General features: G+C 68.7%; 10 protein-coding genes, 1 other RNA gene and 1 pseudogene. 4 read left to right on the forward strand and 8 right to left on the reverse strand.

The window, feature by feature from the left end; genetic code table 11:
* Positions 1-231: 231 nt before the first annotated feature.
* Positions 232-307: a transfer-messenger RNA gene (gene ssrA, locus GGD89_RS02065) on the reverse strand.
* 507 nt (positions 308-814) lie between these two features.
* On the opposite strand from ssrA, the gene meaB reads away from it, so the two are divergent.
* The gene (meaB, locus tag GGD89_RS02070) at positions 815-1,810 is read left to right on the forward strand and encodes a methylmalonyl Co-A mutase-associated GTPase MeaB (protein WP_221238280.1); all 996 of its coding nucleotides are present in this window, start codon (positions 815-817) and stop codon (positions 1,808-1,810) included.
* A gap of 7 nt (positions 1,811-1,817) precedes the next feature.
* On the opposite strand, the gene GGD89_RS02075 is transcribed toward meaB, so the two are convergent.
* Together GGD89_RS02075 and GGD89_RS02080 are read right to left on the reverse strand one after the other, a co-directional pair.
* Positions 1,818-2,843 carry an endonuclease/exonuclease/phosphatase family protein gene (locus tag GGD89_RS02075; protein ID WP_184042442.1) on the reverse strand — a complete coding sequence of 342 codons (1,026 nt, stop codon included), beginning with the start codon at positions 2,841-2,843 and terminating at the stop codon, positions 1,818-1,820.
* A 58-nt stretch (positions 2,844-2,901) separates the two neighbouring features.
* Complete coding sequence (locus GGD89_RS02080) at positions 2,902-3,597, reverse strand: transglutaminase-like cysteine peptidase (RefSeq protein WP_184042443.1); 696 nt, start codon at positions 3,595-3,597, stop codon at positions 2,902-2,904.
* Between the two features lie 88 nt (positions 3,598-3,685).
* Between GGD89_RS02080 and GGD89_RS02085 the strand changes: the two genes are divergently transcribed.
* Entirely contained in the window at positions 3,686-5,860 is a 2,175-nt protein-coding gene (locus GGD89_RS02085; RefSeq protein ID WP_184042444.1) for an HD domain-containing phosphohydrolase, read from the forward strand.
* 92 nt (positions 5,861-5,952) lie between these two features.
* Here the strand turns inward: GGD89_RS02085 and GGD89_RS02090 are convergent, their stop codons facing one another.
* The 4 genes from GGD89_RS02090 to GGD89_RS02105 all read right to left on the reverse strand — a co-directional run bounded on the left by GGD89_RS02090 (position 5,953) and on the right by GGD89_RS02105 (position 14,288).
* Positions 5,953-7,059 (reverse strand): DUF1835 domain-containing protein, encoded by a 1,107-nt coding sequence (locus tag GGD89_RS02090; RefSeq protein ID WP_184042445.1) that lies wholly within the window; start codon positions 7,057-7,059, stop codon positions 5,953-5,955.
* A 10-nt stretch (positions 7,060-7,069) separates the two neighbouring features.
* Complete coding sequence (locus GGD89_RS02095) at positions 7,070-9,454, reverse strand: DNA translocase FtsK (protein ID WP_184042446.1); 2,385 nt, start codon at positions 9,452-9,454, stop codon at positions 7,070-7,072.
* A gap of 235 nt (positions 9,455-9,689) precedes the next feature.
* Positions 9,690-10,061, reverse strand: coding sequence for a PAS domain-containing protein (locus GGD89_RS02100; RefSeq protein WP_246422274.1), 372 nt, complete (start codon positions 10,059-10,061; stop codon positions 9,690-9,692).
* A gap of 285 nt (positions 10,062-10,346) precedes the next feature.
* On the reverse strand, positions 10,347-14,288 hold the full coding sequence (locus GGD89_RS02105; protein WP_184042448.1) for a chemotaxis protein CheB: 3,942 nt from the start codon (positions 14,286-14,288) through the stop codon (positions 10,347-10,349).
* A gap of 713 nt (positions 14,289-15,001) precedes the next feature.
* On the opposite strand from GGD89_RS02105, the gene GGD89_RS02110 reads away from it, so the two are divergent.
* Together GGD89_RS02110 and GGD89_RS02115 are read left to right on the forward strand one after the other, a co-directional pair.
* The gene (locus GGD89_RS02110) at positions 15,002-15,634 is read left to right on the forward strand and encodes a hypothetical protein (RefSeq protein WP_246422277.1); all 633 of its coding nucleotides are present in this window, start codon (positions 15,002-15,004) and stop codon (positions 15,632-15,634) included.
* Between the two features lie 28 nt (positions 15,635-15,662).
* Positions 15,663-16,205 (forward strand): annotated as a pseudogene (locus GGD89_RS02115) (transposase family protein); the annotation flags it as partial.
* A 297-nt stretch (positions 16,206-16,502) separates the two neighbouring features.
* Here GGD89_RS02115 and GGD89_RS02120 read toward each other — a convergent pair.
* Positions 16,503-17,888, reverse strand: coding sequence for an ammonium transporter (locus GGD89_RS02120; protein ID WP_184042450.1), 1,386 nt, complete (start codon positions 17,886-17,888; stop codon positions 16,503-16,505).
* Positions 17,889-17,890 lie beyond the last annotated feature (2 nt).

The following is a 17,890-nucleotide window of genomic DNA, read 5'->3' on the forward strand; positions in this document are numbered from 1 at the left end:
TGTTCCCCGACCGGGGGAACATGTTTTCACCAATAAGAACAAGGCTGTACCCTCTGTTCCCCGTGTTCCCCCGGGGAACAACAAGGGGGAACCTGGAAACGGCGAGGGAACGTGCGCAGGGAAGGCGATGTCAGCGGGGCCGGCCTTCCTGAAACCGCGCCTGAAACTTCCTATGGACTTCCTGGAATAGAAAAACGGGCTAGCTCTTACGAGCTAACCCCTTGATTTTATTGGTGGAGCCGAGGGGAATCGAACCCCTGACCTCAGCAGTGCGATTGCTGCGCTCTCCCAACTGAGCTACGGCCCCTTGAGGTCTGTTCGCCACCGGCCACTGGATGGTTGAGCCGGGCGGCGAAGGCCCCGGACATTGCTGCGCGCGGCGCCCAAAGTCAAGATGGGAAATCGGCGCGTCGCGACACCGGACTCCGGCTGACGCCTGTCCCCGAATCAGGTCTCGCGACACCCGCTCGTCGCCCATCGGATCGCGCCCTTGGGCGCCTCCCGAGGCGGGCTCTTGGTCCCCTCCCGATGGCCCATACCGGCGACCCTCTCGACGATCGCTCGATCCGGTGACACCGACCGGCCGAGACCGCGCCATCGTCGGTCGCGTCACCCTATCCGAACGACAAGCCGCCGGTGCGCCATGGATCGCATACGGGTGGTCGCATCGGTCGTGGGGAACCCGGCTCCCGGGACGGCTCATCGACGCCGGCGCAGCCAAGGCTTGCGCCTCCGGGCCGAACCGGTTTGAGTAGGGTGCGGGTCGGCCACGCCAACTCCGCTTCCGTCCCCTCCTGATCCCAGAGCCCTCCCCATGCCTCCTCGTTCCATGACCGCCGCCGACTATGTGGCTGGCGTGCGCTCCGGTAATCGCGCCCATCTGGGCCGCGCCATCACCCTGGTGGAAAGCCGCAATCCGAAGCACCAGGCCGTCGCCCAGGAGATGCTCCTGGCGTTGCTGCCGCACAGCGGCCGGGCCCATCGGGTGGGCATCACCGGCGTGCCCGGCGTGGGCAAGTCCACCTTCATCGAGTCCCTGGGCCGCATGCTGACGGCCCAGGGCCACAAGGTCGCGGTGCTCGCCGTGGATCCGTCGTCGTCGCGCTCCGGCGGCTCCATCCTGGGCGACAAGACCCGCATGGAGCAACTGTCCATCGATCCCAGGGCCTTCGTGCGGCCGTCGCCCTCGGGTGGTCGCCTGGGCGGGGTCAACCGGGCCACCCGCGAGACCATGGTGGTGTGCGAGGCCGCCGGCTACGACGTGATTCTGGTCGAGACCGTGGGCGCCGGCCAGAACGAGACCGTGGTCGCCGACATGGTCGACTGCTTCCTGGTGTTGATGCTGCCCGGTGCCGGAGACGAACTCCAGGGCATCAAGAAAGGCATCCTGGAACTGGCCGACGTGATCGCCGTCAACAAGAGCGACGGCGGCAACGCCCAGAGCGCGCGCCAGGCGCAACAGCAATACCGCAACGCCGTGCGCATCCTGCAACCCCCGACCCCCGGCTGGGCGGTGCCCGTGGTCACCTGTTCGGGGCTGACGGGCGCGGGGCTGGACGACCTGTGGGCGACCCTGGACGATCACCGTCGCACGGTCACCGAGAGCGGTGAACTGGCCGAGAAGCGTCGCCGGCAGCAGACCAAGTGGATGTGGTCCATGGTCGAGGACCGGGTGCTTGACGCCATGCGCGCGCATCCGGCGGTCAAGGCGCGCTTGCCGGCCCTGATGTCGGGTATCGACGACGGTTCCATGACCGTGACACTCGCGGCCATGAAGATCCTGGAAGCCTTCGGGATCACGCCAGACTGACGGGAGCCTATTCGCCCGTGTCCGCCCATCGGGGACACAGCGTCGCCTCCAGCGGCAGGTGATCGGAGCCCACGTCCGGTCCCACGGTCTGGGTGCCGGTGAAGGCATCGGCGCTGGGCGCCACGTAGTCGATCTGCACCCCCAAAACGGGCAGCCAGTTGGGGCGGGTGGTGGGCGGTGGAAACCCGTGATCCAGGTACCCCAACCCGGCCGTTTTCAGGAAGGCGTCGATGCGCGGGTTCCAGCGCACGCCGTTCAGGTCGGCGCCCAGGATGACCGGCCGGTCAAGCCCCGCCAGCACGTCCGCCAGCAGGGAGAGTTGCCGGTTCCGCGTCTTGTACAGCCCCTGGGTATAGGGACTGGACAGGTGCGCGGACACCAGCACCACCTCGCGGCCCTCCAGACGGGTGACGGCGTGGATCATCCCGGAGGCCAGGAACAGGCGGTCGAAGACCGTCGTCAGTGTCGCGTCCACCGGCGACGCCACAAAGGGCAGGCGGCTCAGGATGGCCACATCGCGGCCCTCGCGCGTGACCTGATGTGGATAGTGGTGTCGCAGATGCTCCAGCATCCAGGGCCAGACGTGCCACTCGTTGTACTCCTGAAGGAACACGACGTCGAAGGCTTCGGCTTCCAGGTAGTGGGTGAGGATCACGGGGGAATGGTTGACGCTCAGGATGTTGAGGCTGACCGCCCGCACCGGCCGCTCGCAGGGCGTCGCGGGCGTGTCGGCGAGCCCGGCGCCCACGGGCCGCGCCACCAGGGCCATGTTCACCCCGGCTAGGACGATCGCCAACACCGCCAGTCCGCGCCGCCCCCGGCTCGCCAGCCATGCCGCGAGAAGCAGCGCCAGCCCCGCCAGCAGATGGGCGGCGGACAGGATCACCTCCGACAGCCAGTAGGGCCAGACGGTGGCCAGGGGCGGCGTGGCCACCATCACGAGGCCCGCCCAGGACACCCAGGGGCGGCGGTCGCCGGTGCCCGGCCGACGGGGCGGCGGCGCGGGCCGGCCGGGAGGCGCGTCTCTCATCATGTCCGGCGGCGCCCGCCTCGCCCGGGCCGGGTGGCGGTGCCGCGCCCGGCGGTGATGATCATCGATAAAGCCACCACACGTCCTCGCTGGCCGCGAACACCGGCCGATAGTGCCGCACCGAGCGGGTCTCGATCACCGGGTCGATCTGGTTGTCGAGCAACAGGGTCTCGCCGGCCAGGGTGACCACCGTGACGGCGTGGCCGATACCCAGGTTCAGGTCCCGCACGGCGACGACCTTGAGCGCGTCGCCCGGAAAGCCCAGCGCGCGCAGGCTCATGAACTTGGCGATGGCGTAGTCCTCGCAGTCGCCCGCCTTCACGAAGAACTCGCTGGGGGTCGTCCAGAAGTCCTCCCGCCCCCAATTGATGGGATCGGTAATATACTCCCATTGGTTCACGAAGTCTTGGACCGCCTCGATCTGGGCCCGCGGCTCCCGGTCGCGGATTCGCGCGATCAAGGCGGACCATTCGGTGTGCGGACAGCCGTCGATGGGCGCGCCCGCCCCGCACGCGCTGTTTTCGCGCTCTTCCGCCTTCAGCCGCTCCAGCATGGTGGTCCATTGCGGCATCGGCGCGAAGTCCGTGTACGCCTTGCCGTCGCGGCCGAACAACCGGTCGTCGTCGGCCAACGCCGCCGGCGCGCCACACGCCAGGGTCATCGCCAGCAGCACGCCGGTGACCCGGGCTAGGCCCGGCCGGCCGAGAGTCGCGGTCGCGGTCCCGCGGAGCGCGCTGGTCCAACGGGTTCGGTGCATGGCCGTGGATCGCCTGTTGCTGGTATGCTTGTCGCGCGCGATCGGACCCGATCGCCTTCGGACATGCTGGACACCAGGAGCGGGACCCATGACGGCGCCCTCCGAAACGACGTCTCCGACACTCGATGCGATTGACGGTGGCGTCAAGACCAAGGTGACCGGGGCCCTGGTGCTCCTGGGCGTCCTGATGGCCGTCGGCCTGGGCGGCAGTCTCTGGTTCGCCGAGGCGGAGCGGCAGCGGGATATCCGCATCGTCCAGGCCCGCATGCGTGTGATCGCCGACAGCCGGGCCGAGGCCGTGCATGCCTGGATCCAGGCCCGCTTCGACGAACTGGGGGACCTGGCGCGCAACGAGTCCCTTCAGGTCTACACACGCGTGCTCGGCCCGCGCGACGATGGGCGGGTGTTCGACGACGACCCGGCGCTGCGTGCCTACCTGCGCACGCTGCTGACCGCCACCGCCCAGCGCGCCGGCTTCCGGCCCGCCGTTCCCGCCCATGACCTGCCGGCCAACGTCACGCCCGGCGGCGGCGCCGGCCTGGCCCTGGTGACCCCCGACGGCACGGGCATCGTCGCCTCGCCGGACATGCCGCCCATCGACGGCGCCCTGCGGGCGTTTTTGCACAGGGTGCCCGTCGCCGACCGCGGCTTGTCTCCCCCGTATCGGGCCGCCGACGGTACCCCGGTGCTGGCCTTCGCCGTGCCCGTGCTGGCCCGGGGCGCCGACGGCGGCGGACGCCAGGTGATCGCCCGCGTGGTGGGCCTGCGGCCGTTCGGCGCCGAGGTGGCCGCCGCCCTTCGCCAGCCGGGCGACACCAGCGCGAGCGCCCACACCGCTCTCGTCCGCGCGGCGGGGGATCGCGTCCAGGTCCTGACGACGACGGCGGAGGATGGCGCGATTCTTGATGGATCGCGGGCCCTCGGCACCCCGGGTCTCGTGACCGCCGCCGCCGTGGCCGAGCCTGGAGGCTTCGTGGAGGGTGTGACCCACGCCGGGACCCCGGTGTTCGCGGTCAGCCGGGCGATTCCGGAGACGGACTGGGTCCTGGTCCACGCCCTCGACCGGGCCGAGGTCCTGGCCGCCAGCGCCACCCGCCGCGCCACCCTGCTCACCGTGCTGGTGCTGGTGGTGCTGGGCATGGGCGCGGGTGTGGTGGCGGTGTGGCGGCACGCGACCTCGGTGCGTGTCCGCGAGGCGGCGGAGCGCTACCGAGCCTCGTCAGCGCGTTTCCAGGCCATGTCCCGGTTCCTGGATGTGGTGACCGACACCCAGCCGCACGCGCTGTTCGTCACCGACGCCAACCAGACCCTGACCTTCGTCAACCGGCGCGCGGCGGAGGTGATGGGCGCCCCCAAGGCCGATCTGACCGGCCGCGCGCTGGTGGCCATGCTCGGCCAGGACCGTGGACACGTCTACGCCGAACTGGCGCGTGATGTGCTGACCTCCGGCCAGGATCGCACCCACACCGCCCAGTTCGACGACGGCGAGGGAGGAGGGGAGCCGGTGGTGTGGCGCTCCACCAGTTGTCGTCTGAACGGCATGGACGGCCGCGCGCCCGAGGTGCTGACCGCGATCGAGGACCGCACCGCCCTGGTGCGCGAGCGTCGCCGCCGGGAGCGCAACACCCAGCAACTGATCGAGACCCTGGTCGGTCTGGTCGACGAACGGGATCCGGACTCCGCCCACCAGTCGCGTCATGTCACCCTGGTGGCCCGCACCATCGCCGAGGAGATGGGCCTTGACGCCCCGCTGGTGGCGGCGACCGATCAGGCCGCGCGGCTGGTGAACATCGGCAAGATCCGTGTTCCGCGCGCGCTGCTGACCCGCCGGGGCGCGCTGTCCGACGCCGAGTTGCGGCAGGTTCGCGAAGCCCTGGACAGCGGTCCGGACATCCTGCGGGAACTCGAGTTCGATGGACCGGTGATCGAAACCCTGCGGCAGATCAACGAGCGGGTCGACGGCGGCGGTCGCCCGCTGGGTCTGTCGGGTGCCGACATCCTGCCGTCGGCCCAGGCCGTGGCGCTGGCCAACACCTTCGTGGCCCTGATCCGTCCCCGTGCCTTCCGCGCCGGTAAGTCGTTCGACGAGGCCGAGCGGATCCTGATGGGCGAGATCGACCGCCGCTTCGACCGGCGGCCCGTGCTCAGCCTGCTCAACACTCTGAACAACAAAGGGGGGCGGGACGCCTGGGCGGAGCTGGCCCGGCCGGATTCGGAGCATCTTATACCAACGGTCATTGAGAATGACCGTTGCAGTCCGTAGCCGGCCACCCACGGCCGTATACTTGGGGTGGCCGGGTGGGGGAGCGGGCCGGTGCCGCTCGGCGGATGAGTCACACTCATCCGCCGCTGGGTTTACGTGAGGGGAGACCCGGCGCCGGACACCGGGACCGGCGCGCCCGCATCCGCGTCCCACCGCCACGCCGGGGCCGGCGACAGCAGGCGAAGGCCCCCCATCCAGCGGTCCAGCCCTCCCAGCGCCGCCCAGTCGGCGGCGCCGTCCAGCAGCCGGCGGCCGGTGTCGGTCATGGCCCAGGTGGCGCGGCGCTCCGGTCCTCCCTCGTCGGTGCGGACCACCGCCGGGGCCGGCCCCCGGGTCAGGCCCAGGATCACGGCGACGAACATGGCGTCACCCAGCGTGGGCTGGTCGTCGGTCTCCAGATAGGCCCGGAACAGCGCTCCCGTCGCCGCCGCGCCATCCCGCGCCGCCAGGGCGCGCAGGATGCCGCGTTCGGTGACTCCCAGGCCGTCGCCGACCCAGGGCAGGTCCTGCAGCCAGCGGGTCAGGGCCGGCGACATGGTGGGCAGGCCCGGCACCGGTCCCCGGGCCAGCCGCGCCAGGGCGCGCGGCTCCGGCCGGCGCAGGGCGTCCCACACCCGCCGTCCCTGGGCCGTGAGGGTCGGCGTGACGGCCCGGCGGCGGTTCCACAGCAGGCGCAGGCGCTCGGGCGTCAACTCTCCCAGTCCTCGCACGCGCCCGACCACCGCGCCATCCCGCGCCGGATCATAGAGCACCAGCGCCACCCGCTCGGCGAGCCCGCGTGCCCCATGCAGGGAATCCAGGACCCGCGCCAGGATCAATTGGTCGTAGGCATCGTGCTCGAACCAGAGGACGACGCGCGCATAACGGTCCTCCGCCGCCAGTCCGGCGGCCTCGCCGGCCATGCGGGCGCGGGCCTCGGTGGGTGGCATGCCGTAGGCATCGGCGATGAAGGTCGCCCGCGTGTCCTGATACGCCCGCGCGGATCGGGTCGCGGGCACCGGTCCCTGGACCAGGGGATCGGCCACCTCCAGGAAATCGCCCTGGAAGCCGAGCGTGGCCAGCGCGTCGCGAATGTCGGAGCCGCAGCGGACATGCAGGGTCGATCTGTCGCCATCCGGCGCCGCGCGACGGGGGCCGGACCGCGCCCGGGCACCACCGGCCGTGGCCAGGGAGACGATGCCGTAGGGGGCGCTGGACATGCGCCGCCGATCAGCCGTCGTCACCGACCATGCCGCCCGCCATGCGGCCACGCGCCAGAATGTCCCGCTTACCCACATGGTTGGCCGCGCTGACCAGCCCCTCGGATTCCATGCGCTCGACAATGCGCGCGGATCGGTTGTAGCCGATCTGCAGGTGACGCTGAATGAAGCTCACCGAAACCTTGTTCTCGCGCAGCACCAGGGCCACCGCCTGATCGTAGAGTTCGTCGCCGGAGCCCTCGCCAAGCATGCCCTCCAGGTCCACGCCGGCGGTGCCGCCGGGGCTTCCGCCACCCGGTCCCGGGCCATCGTCTCCCACGGGCACGCCTTCCTCGTCCTCCTCGATGATCGAGTGGACGTAGTGGGGCTCGCCCTGCACCTTGAGTTCGCCGACCACCGCCTCCACCTCCCGGTCGGAGACGAAGGCGCCGTGGATACGGGTGATGCGCCCGCCGGCGGCCATGTAGAGCATGTCGCCCTGGCCCACCAGCTGCTCGGCCCCGGCCTCGCCCAGGATGGTGCGGCTGTCGATCTTGCTGGTCACCTGGAAGCTGACCCGGGTGGGGAAGTTGGCCTTGATGGTGCCGGTGATGACGTCCACCGAGGGCCGTTGCGTGGCCATGATGAGGTGGATGCCGGCGGCCCGGGCCATCTGCGCCAGGCGCTGGATGACGGCCTCAATCTCCTTGCCGGCCACCAGCATCAGGTCGGCCATCTCGTCGACGATCACGACGATGTAGGGCAGGGTGCGCAACTCCATGGGCCGTTCCTCGAAGACCGGTTCCTTGGCCTGCCGGTCATAGCCCACCTGCACCTGGCGGGTAATGACCTCGCCGTTGGCCATGGCCTCCTTCATGCGCTGGTTGAAGCCTTCGATGCTGCGCACGCCCACCGCCGACATGGCGCGGTAGCGGCTTTCCATCTCGCGGACCGCCCACTTCATGGCCATCACGGCCTTGCCGGGGTCGGTAACCACCGGGGTCAGCAGATGCGGGATGCCGTCATAGACCGACAGCTCCAGCATCTTGGGGTCCACCATGATCAGCCGGCACTGGTCCGGCGACATGCGGCACAGCAGCGACAGGATCATGGCGTTGATGCCCACCGACTTGCCCGAGCCGGTGGTGCCGGCGATCAGCAGATGCGGCATGCGCGCCAGATCGACGACGAAGGGGCCGCCGTCGATGGCCTTGCCCAGGGCCAGCGGCAGCTTGGCAACGCTGGCGGTGAAGGCGTCGGAGCCCAGGATCTCCCGCAGGTACACCGTCTCGCGGGTTTCGTTGGGCAGTTCGATACCGATGACCGAACGCCCGGGAACCACCGCGATCCGGGCGGTGACCGCGCTCATGGAGCGGGCGATGTCGTCGGCCAGATTGATGACGGTGGACGACTTGGTGCCGGGGATCGGCTCCAGTTCATAGAGGGTGATCACCGGCCCCTGGTGGACCTGCATGATCTCGCCACGCACCTTGAAGTTGCGCAATACGGTTTCCAGGGCGCGCGCCCGGTCGGCCAGGGCCTGTTCATCCAGCACGCGTTCCGCGTCCTGGGGTGGGGCCTGGAACAGGTCCAGCGCGGGGGGCGCGTAGGCCACCGGCGCCCCATCCGGCGTGGCCGCCGCCATGCCGGGGGCTCCGCCGACCCGCGTATCGGCCGGCGCCGGCCAGGCGGGGTCCGCCGAGGCCTCGGGACCGGGACCGAAGGGGTCGATCGCCGTTGTATCCTCGTCCGCGCCCGCGTCCATGGGGGCCGGGACCTCCAGGGCGTCGTCGTCCTCGGCGTTCCAGTCGCCGGCTTCGAAAGATCCAATCCCGTCGATCGCGGTGTCGACGGTCTGAGGGTCGGCCATGCCGACAGGGGCTTCGGGTGCGTCTTCCGGCGCTTCAAACGCCATCGGGTCGGCGCCGGTGTCCCAACCGGACTCGTCCCCGGCTCCGGTGGCCGGGCTGTCGTCGGCCGGGGCCTCCAGATTGGTCTCGTCCCGGCAGGCCTCGTCGTCCCGCGTCTCGTCGGTGCGCTCGCCACCCGCCAGCGCCGCAACCGGGGCGGTGAACACGGGTCCCACCTGCCGGTCAGCCATGGGGCGGTCGTCGCGCTCGTCGTCGTCCTCGATCCCGGCGCGCACCGCCTGGTCCGCCCACTCCGCGCCGGCGACAAACGCGAAGGCCATGGCGGCGGCGATGCCCTCGTCCGTCTGACCGGTTCCGTAGGCCACGGTCTGGTCGGGCCGGCCGGGGTGGACCTCCACATCCCACTCAGTGGCTCCGTCCGGCCAAACATGTTCCGTCAGGCGGAAGGGCATGTTGTTCAGCGCGCACCAGAGATTGAACTCGTCGGCCGTCAGCCCATCATCATCGGCCGGATCGTTCGATGGCGAAGGTGGTGTGAGGGTCATGGACTCATCCCTTGCTAGCTCCCGACTCCACCAACGCGCCCCGACGCTCGATCGCGCTGGCGCGGACTCGGGACGGGCGCGGCCTCCCCTGAGGGAGCGCGACACCTTGCCACATGCTGTATAATTCGGGGCCTATTGTCCACCACCCTTTGTGGGTCAGTGGCGGCACCCGGCGCCGCTGTCCGGCGGTCGCGACACACCGCGCGCGATCAGCGCGGCGCGCGCGGCCGCGTGGTCAGCGCGGCAGTTCATAGGCCGCCACCAGCAGCTTGTCCACCGCGCCGTCGATGTCGAACAGCGGCAACACCAGCCGTTCCCAGGTCTGGGTCAGGCCGTCGAAGTCGGCCGTGTAGACCCGCGACGCCGGGATATGCTCGCGCACCACGCGGTCGTACTCCGCCAGCAGGATGTCGCGCGGACCGTCGGGCAGGCGGTCCAGCGACTGGCCCGCCTTGTCGTCGCCGAACTTGCCGGCGAAAAACTGGCTGTAGAACGAATAGGTGTACGAGGCGGGGGTGCCCTCGGTTTCGTTCCCGGGCGCCACCTTGATCACCACCAGGTTGCCCATCCAGGGCCGCAGATCGGCGGGTTCCACGTCATCGGCCATGGGGGGTGTTTCGTTTCGGCACAGCCCAAGCCAATAGTCGTACAAACCTTTCAACTTTGGGTGGCGCAAGACGAGAACCAGACTGTTCATGAGCGTTCCCAAGGGACAATGAAGCCGGCGAGCGGTGGGAGAGGGCGCCTGTTCGGCGCACGCGCGCGACATGGCACCCCGGGGGCCAGCGGACAGGCCATGGCGCCCCCCCCCCGGGGCCTATAGCGTTACCAGCGCCGGGTCGGGCCTGACAAGAGCCATTCGGCGACCCGACTGTCCCGGCGCCGAGTGCCGTCAGTCGGCCGGCGCCTCGGTGCCCCGATCCAAGTCGGGGGCCGGTTCGGCGTCGGCGTCTCCCTCGGCCAGCGTATCGGCGGTCCGAGTGTCGGTGTCGGCCATCGCGTCGGCCATGATGCAGCGTTCCCGTGGGAACCGGACCATGACCGTCGTGCCCTCGCCCTCCTTGCTGGACAGGCTGATGTCGCCGCCATGCAGGCGCATCAGCGACCGCGTGATGGGCAGGCCCAGTCCAACCCCATCCGACCGGCGCGCCAGCGAGCCGTCCACCTGTTCGAACGGCGCGAAGACCCGCTGAATGTCGCCCTGCGAGATGCCGATCCCGGTGTCGGCGACATTGATGGTCAGCCAGCGGCGCGTCAGCGCGGCGGAGACCGCGATACTGCCGCCCCCTTCGGTGAACTTGATGGCGTTGGTCAGCAGGTTGATGAGCACGCGCTTGACCCCGGTGGCGTCGGCCAGCACCAGGGGCAGGTCGGGGGGCAGGTCGAGCACGATTTCGACGCGGGCGTTCTGGGCGCGTTCGCTGACCAGGCGAATGACCGCGTCCACGGCGTGATAGAGGTTGACGGCCTCCTCATGCAGTTCGATCCGCCCGGATTCGATCTTCGACAGGTCGAGGATGTCGTTGATCAGGCTGAGAAGGTGTTGCCCGCTTTCGTGAATGATGCGGGTGTACTCCTTGTACTCGTTGTTGAGGATCTCCCCGAACAGCTCGTGTGACAGGATCTCGGAAAAGCCCAGGATCGCGTTCAACGGCGTGCGCAACTCGTGGCTCATGTTGGCCAGGAACTCGCTCTTGGCGCGGTTGGCCTCCTCGGCCATGTCCTTGGCGTTGCGCAACGAGGACTCGGCCTTCTTGATATCGTCGATGTCGCTGAGCAGCACGAACACCCCGAGCACCGGGCCGGCGGCATCGCAGTGCGGAACCATGCTGTAGGCCGTGAAGCGATGGTCGCCACGCGCCAGTTGCAACTGCACCTCGCCCCGTTGAACGCGGCTGTCCAGGGCGCCGCGCAGGGCATCGCGGAGACGCCGATAGTTGGCGCGGCCAAGCAGCGTTTCCACCTGGGTGCCGACCACCTTGTCCTTGGTCAGACCGAAGGCATCGGCGAAGTACCGGTTGCTGAAGGTGACTTTCTGGTCTTCGTTCACGTAGGCGATCGACACCGGCACCGAGTCCGTGATCAGCCGGAGCCACTGCTCGCTTTGCATCAGCTTGTGCTGTTGCTCGCGGGTTTCGGTCTCGTCGATGAACGCCAGGATGGCGCCGTCCGTCTCTCCCTGGCTGTTGTGATGCGGCATGATCCGCATGCGGTAGACCCGCTCGTCGGTCTCGATGATCTCCTCGACGCCCTCGTCGTCGGACACCACCGACGCCAGTTGCTCGCGCAGGTTCTTCAGCCCCAGGTGGGTCGGTATGGTGGTGATCACCTGGCCCACATCCGAGGGCAGCAGTCCGAACAGCCGCACGGCGGGCGGCGTGAAGCGCGTGATGCGGAAGTAGCTGTCCACGACCACCATGGCGAAACCGATGTTGTCCTGAATATTGATCAGGTCCGAGTTGGCATCGGCCAATTCGGTGGTACGGATTTGAAGTTCTTCGTTGACGGTGGTCAATTCTTCATTCGTGGATTGCAGTTCCTCGTTCGACGTTTCCAGTTCCTCGTTGGAGGACTGCAATTCCTCATTGGCCGCCTGCAACTCCTCGTTCAGCGCCTGAAGCTCCTCGTTCGAGGTCTCCAGTTCCTCCACCACGGTTTGCAGGTGTTCGCGCGTGGCGATCAGTTCCTGTTCCAGTTCGACGACCCGAAGGTCGGCCTCGCGGCGGGCGGCGGCCCCATCGACGGCGCCCTCCTCGACCACCCCGGACACCTCGGGCACGGCGTCCTGGGATTCGAAGGACACCAGGAACAGGGCGTCGTGATCCACCGACGCCCCCATGGGCCGCACCACCACCCAGGTGTTGACCGGTACCCGTCCGGGCGGGCGCAGCGTCTTGCGCGTGCCCTGGATGACGGTGCCCTCGTTGCGCGCCTTGTGCACCATCGCCCGGGTCTCGGTGCGCAGGTCGTGGATGACCATGCGTCCCAGGTTCATCTCGGGCTTGCCCTGGGGAATGTGCACGAAGGGCGACAGGTCGCCATGCAGGAACTGGATGTCCAGGTTCTCGTCGACCACCACGCTGGGCGGCATGGCGTTCTGCACGAAGGTCCGGATGGCCAGGGATTCCACCGTGTCCTGGTTGCGGTCCGGCGCCGGGCGCGCCGTGCCCTCGGGAAGGCGCGCGCGCAGCGAGCCGAACGGCGGCAGGGCGTGCACCATGCCGTGGGTGGCGCGCTTCTTGAATACCTTGGACGAGGGCGACTTGACGGCGCGGAACAGTTCGGTGTTCTGGCCCAGGGACTCCGATTTTCCAAGGAACAAGTAACCGCCCGAGTTCAGGGCGTAATGAAACGTGCGCAACACCTGGTCCTGAAGGCCCGCGTCGAAGTAGATCAGCAGGTTGCGGCAACTGACCAGATCGACGCGCACGAACGGCGGGTCCTTGGCCAGGTCCTGGCGCGCGAACACCACCATGTCGCGGATTTCCTTGCGCACCTGGAAGGCCTGGCCGATGGGTTCGAAATGCCGCTTGATGAAGCGCCGGTCCAGGGTCTCCACGGTGGTCTCGGAGTAGATGCCCCGGCGGGCATGGGACATGGCGTCCAGGTCCACGTCGGTGGCGAAGATCTGGACCTTCAGGCCGCGCGGATTGCCGCCCAGGCGGTCGGCCAGCAGCATGGCGAAGGAGTAGGCTTCCTCGCCGGTGGCGCAGCCGGGGATCCAGATGCGCAGCCCGTCGCCGGTCTGCTTGGCGGTGATGATCTCGCCCAGGACCTCGTCCACCTCGGCGAAGGCTTTCTGGTCGCGGAAGAACGACGTCACCGAGATCAGGATGTCCTTGGTGAGCAGGTTCAGTTCGTCGCGGTTGCGCTTGACGAACTCCAGGTAGGCATCCAGCGTTTCGATGCGATTGGCGGCCAGGCGCCGCTCCAGGCGCCGCCGGATGGTGCTGGGCTTGTATTTCGAGAAATCGATGTCGGTCCGCTCGCGGACCATCTGGAAGATCTGCCCCATGGTGTCTTCCGCGTCACCGGCGCCGTCGTCGGTCAGGGTGACGGCCCGGGGAAAGCGGATGATGGACGACAGTTCCGGGCCGATCTCGTTGGGCGCGAGGCGCAGGTCGATGCATCCGGTCTCGATGGCCGCCGAGGGCATGCCGTCGTACTTGGCGGTCGCCGGCAACTGGGCCACGGTCAGGCCCCCATGGGCCTTGATGGCGCGCACGCCCTGGGATCCGTCGCTCCCCGTGCCCGACAGGATGACGCCGATCGCCTTCGGTCCCTTGGCCTCCGCCAGGGTCGAGAAAAACACGTCCACCGAGGGCTTGGGACCGTGCGGCGCCGACGGCTCCTTCAGCAGCAGGCGGCCGCTTTGCAGGCGCAGGTCCTTGTTCGGCGGGCAGATGTGGACCGTGTTGGCCTCCAGCGGCGCGCCGTACTCGATCTCCTTGATGCGCAGGTTGGTCTCGCGACTCAACAACTGCACCAACATGCTGCGGTACTGGGGCGCCATGTGCTGGACGATGACGTAGGACATGTTGGATTGCGTGGGCAGGTTGGCCACGAACGGCCGCAACGCCTCCAGGCCGCCGGCCGAGGCGCCGACGCCGACCACCACCATGGCGGTGTCGTCATCCTCGGCGTCTCCGCTCTTGGCCTCGCCATCCGCGTCGGGGTCGCCGGCCTCGCCCGGCCAGGCGTCCGGGGGCGGGCCCGCGTCTTCCGTGACGGCCTTCGCGGGCCGCGCGTCGCCGATGTCCTCGCCCGTGGGCGCGTCCGGACGTGACGTGGCGCCCCCCGTCCTGGTGGTGTCGTCGACCTGACTGCTCGTCATGGAGTCGTCGGACGGCGTGACGGGGGGAGAGGCATCAGAGGTCGGATCGGCCGAAGGCACCATTGCGTCCCCGCTTCCGTGGTCAAGCGCGTCGTCACGTCCATCGTCCTGTCGGTCATCGCGTTCGGTCGGGGCGTCCGTGACGGCGTCCGCCTTGCCCGGCCCATTCGTGATCCGCCCGTCCTTACCCGGCCCATCGTCGATGGGCCGGGCGTCGTCGTCGGTCTCGGAGATTTTCGAGTCGATGGTCATGCCGCCCCCGTCCTGGCCCACGGCCACATCAGCGGCAGTGCCTCGTTCACCGGGCCGTCCGGCGCCGGCACCCGCGACCTGATCCGTCGCGACACACCCCGTATTCCGCGTCGTTCATAGTCCGGTCCGCGCGCTCCCGACGAGGCAACCCCCGGTGCGTCACACCCGGACCATGCGCGGGAGAACCACCCCCCGCCAGACGGCACAAAAACAACCTCGCCGACCCCGACAACCCGAGGACGACGCGATCGATCCGCGCCCCTATCCTGCCTACATACGCGTTTCCTCCGCCCGTTTGAAGAGCGTTTCGTGCCATTCCGGGGCGCGCCGTCGCGGCGCCACCCTTCCATGCCCGCCCGACGGCGATCGGGCGGTTGGATGCGCCGCGAGGCTTCCGTCCGGGAAGGCGACGGCGTACAGTCATAGGGCATCGGCAGTCGATAGCAACGCGACAAAACGGCATGCAACAGCTCAACGAAGACGACAGGGTGCGGACCGGCACGAGCCGGCAACAGGCCGAGGTTCGCCAACAGCGGCGACTCACGGCCGTCGGCCGGCAGACGGAAGAACTGAGCGAGTTCCTGGAGTCCCTGGGCAACAGGATCGAATCCCTTCAGGCGTCCAACACCATCCTTGAGGGGACCCTGGATCATCCCCCGCGCTTCATGGACTATGCCCGGACCCGCAACCTGACGTCGGAGTGCCTGGCGTTCCTGATCGTCATCGAGCGACGGGTGGACAACCTGCCCGAGGACATTCGGGGCCCGTTTCGCGACATACTGGATCAGCGGACCGTCTCGCTGTGGAGCAGCCTGTTGGAATGCTCGCTGACGTTCTTGCGCGCGATTTCCGAGGAAGAGCACCTACCGCTTGGATCCCGCGAGGTGTTCCTCCGGGAAATCAAGACCCTGTACGATGCCCACGGCATCCTGTCGCGGCCCGAGTTCGAGGACAGACTCCCCCCGGATCTCCTGACGCGACAGCGCTCGGCCGAGCGTATCCTCAACGAGATCATCGATCGCGCCCCCCGCCTTCTTGATCTGGGACGACCGCAACCGGAAGAGCCGGCCGGGGAAATCTGGACAGGGCGATAAGGGGATCTCCTGCCTGAGACCGGCGAGGATGCCGAGACAGGAGGACCTTTTGTGGCGAGACGACCGCGCCGCCGCCTTGAATACATGCGGCACCGCGGAGCGGTGCCGGGGCGCACCGGCCTTCAAGGCGACAGTGGCTCTTGCGGCCATCAAGGGGGAGAAGACGCTGGCCGAGTTGGCGCCGCGGTTCGACGGTCACCCGAACCAGATCACGGCGTGGCGCGCCCAGCTTCTGGAAGGGGCCACGGGGGTGTTCGGTGACCCGGCGCCGGGCGGCTCCGGCCCGGCCGTGGACGTCAAGGAGCCGCACGCGAAGATCGGCCCGTTGATGCTGGACCGCGACCATACTCTGCCGGTGATGCGCCAGGCCGAGATGCTGGGGATCAGCCGGAGTGGCCTGTGCTATCGCCCTCGGCCGGTTTCGGAGGCGGACCTGGCGCTGATGCACCGGATCGACGCGCTGCATCGGGACATGCTGGTGGCGGAAGGCTTCATGGTCGGCCGCGACACGGTGGTGACGCTGATGCGCCGGATGGGCATGGAGGCGCTTTACCGCCGGCCGCATTCTTCCTTGGGCGGCCCACTCACGGCAGGCGATCCATGTGTGGACGGCCCCACTTAAAATCCACCGAACGCTGTCTCGACGACTCCGGCCACCTCTGTCTGTGTCGTGTCGCAACGACCAGTTTGTCAGACCGTCTCGTTGTCCGCCTCTCCCCGCTTGTCCGTGATGAACCAAAAAAAGTCCGGGGCACGAGGCCCCGGGGTCACGGTGGAGGACGGACCGCCCGCATGGGATCGGGCCGGGTCCCGGGTGGGAGGGCCGGGATGGCCGCCCCTCCCACCCGGGGTCGCGCGCGGAACCGGCTCAGATCGCCTGGGAGCCACGCCCGAACTCGGGATAGGCCTCCATGCCCAGTTCGGCCTTGTCGAGACCCAGGGCCTCTTCCTCGGGACTCACCCGGATGCCCATGGTCATCTTAAGAACCAGCCAGAACACCAGGCTGGCGGCGAAGACGAAGACACCGATGGAGACGATGCCCAGAGCCTGCGCCCCGAAGTTGGTGTCGCCGTTGGTCAAGGGAACCGCCATCGTCCCCCAGATGCCACATACCAGGTGCACCGGGATGGCGCCGACCACATCGTCGATCTTCAGCTTGTCGAGCAGCGGTACGCTCATCACCACCAGTGCCCCGCCGATGCCGCCGATCAGGATGGCCATGAGGGGCGAGGGCGCCAGCGGTTCGGCGGTGATGGCCACCAGTCCTCCCAGGGCGCCGTTCAGGGCCATGGTCAGGTCCACCTTGCCGTAGACCACCTGGGTCAGGATCATCGCCACGACCACGCCGGCGGCGGCGGCCAGGTTGGTATTCAGGTAGATGGTGGCGATGTCGGTGACGTTGGAGGCGCTGTCCATGGCCAGTTGCGAGCCGCCGTTGAACCCGAACCAGCCCAGCCACAGGATGAAGGTGCCCAGCGTGGCCAGCGGCAGGTTCGCGCCCGGCATGGGATGCACGCGCCCGTCGGGACCGAACTTGCCGGCGCGCGCGCCCAGCAGGATGGCGCCGGCGAGGGCCGCCCAGCCGCCCACGGAATGCACCAGGGTGGAGCCGGCGAAGTCGCTGAAGCCGGCCTCGGACAACCAGCCACCGCCCCACACCCAGGCGCCCTGGATGGGGTAGATCACGGCGGTCAGCACCACCGCGAAGGCCAGGAACGGCCACAGCTTGATGCGCTCGGCCAGGGTACCGGAGACGATCGAGACCGCCGTCGCCACGAAGGCCATCTGGAAGAACCAGTCGGACGCCGCCGCATAGCCGCCGGCATCGCCGGTGAACGTGCCGTCCGCGCTCAGCGGATCCTCGGCGCTCCAGGGACCGGGGATGCCGAAGAAGCCGCCATCCACACCATTGTACATCAGATTGTAGCCGATCACGTAGAACGTGAGGCCGCTGATGGAGTACAGGGCGATGTTCTTGGTCAGCTGCATGGTGGTGTTCTTGGTGCGCACCAGGCCGCTTTCCAGCATGGCGAAGCCGGTGGTCATGAACACCACCAGAAGGCCATGGATCAGAAAGGAGAACGAGTTGAAGATATAGGCGGTTTCGGCGGACACCGGCAGGACGGGCGCGACCTCGGTGACGGCCTCGGCGGCCTCCTGGGCCAGCGCCGGGCCGCCCGTCGCGCCCAGGATGGCCAGCGTGACGGCGCCGGCCAGGGTGGCCAGCGAGACGGTGGATGTGCTGCGGATCATGA

This window comes from Roseospira visakhapatnamensis (assembly GCF_014197915.1).
Classification (GTDB): Bacteria; Pseudomonadota; Alphaproteobacteria; order Rhodospirillales; family Rhodospirillaceae; genus Rhodospira; species Rhodospira visakhapatnamensis.

Coding starts and splice junctions, on each gene's coding strand:
- meaB (WP_221238280.1), top strand. CDS start 815: ATGCCTCCTCGTTCCATGACCGCCGCCGACTATGTGGCTGGCGTGCGC.
- GGD89_RS02075 (WP_184042442.1), bottom strand. CDS start 2,843: ATGATGAGAGACGCGCCTCCCGGCCGGCCCGCGCCGCCGCCCCGTCGG.
- GGD89_RS02080 (WP_184042443.1), bottom strand. CDS start 3,597: ATGCACCGAACCCGTTGGACCAGCGCGCTCCGCGGGACCGCGACCGCG.
- GGD89_RS02085 (WP_184042444.1), top strand. CDS start 3,686: ATGACGGCGCCCTCCGAAACGACGTCTCCGACACTCGATGCGATTGAC.
- GGD89_RS02090 (WP_184042445.1), bottom strand. CDS start 7,059: ATGTCCAGCGCCCCCTACGGCATCGTCTCCCTGGCCACGGCCGGTGGT.
- GGD89_RS02095 (WP_184042446.1), bottom strand. CDS start 9,454: ATGACCCTCACACCACCTTCGCCATCGAACGATCCGGCCGATGATGAT.
- GGD89_RS02100 (WP_246422274.1), bottom strand. CDS start 10,061: ATGGCCGATGACGTGGAACCCGCCGATCTGCGGCCCTGGATGGGCAAC.
- GGD89_RS02105 (WP_184042448.1), bottom strand. CDS start 14,288: ATGACGAGCAGTCAGGTCGACGACACCACCAGGACGGGGGGCGCCACG.
- GGD89_RS02110 (WP_246422277.1), top strand. CDS start 15,002: ATGCAACAGCTCAACGAAGACGACAGGGTGCGGACCGGCACGAGCCGG.
- GGD89_RS02120 (WP_184042450.1), bottom strand. CDS start 17,888: ATGATCCGCAGCACATCCACCGTCTCGCTGGCCACCCTGGCCGGCGCC.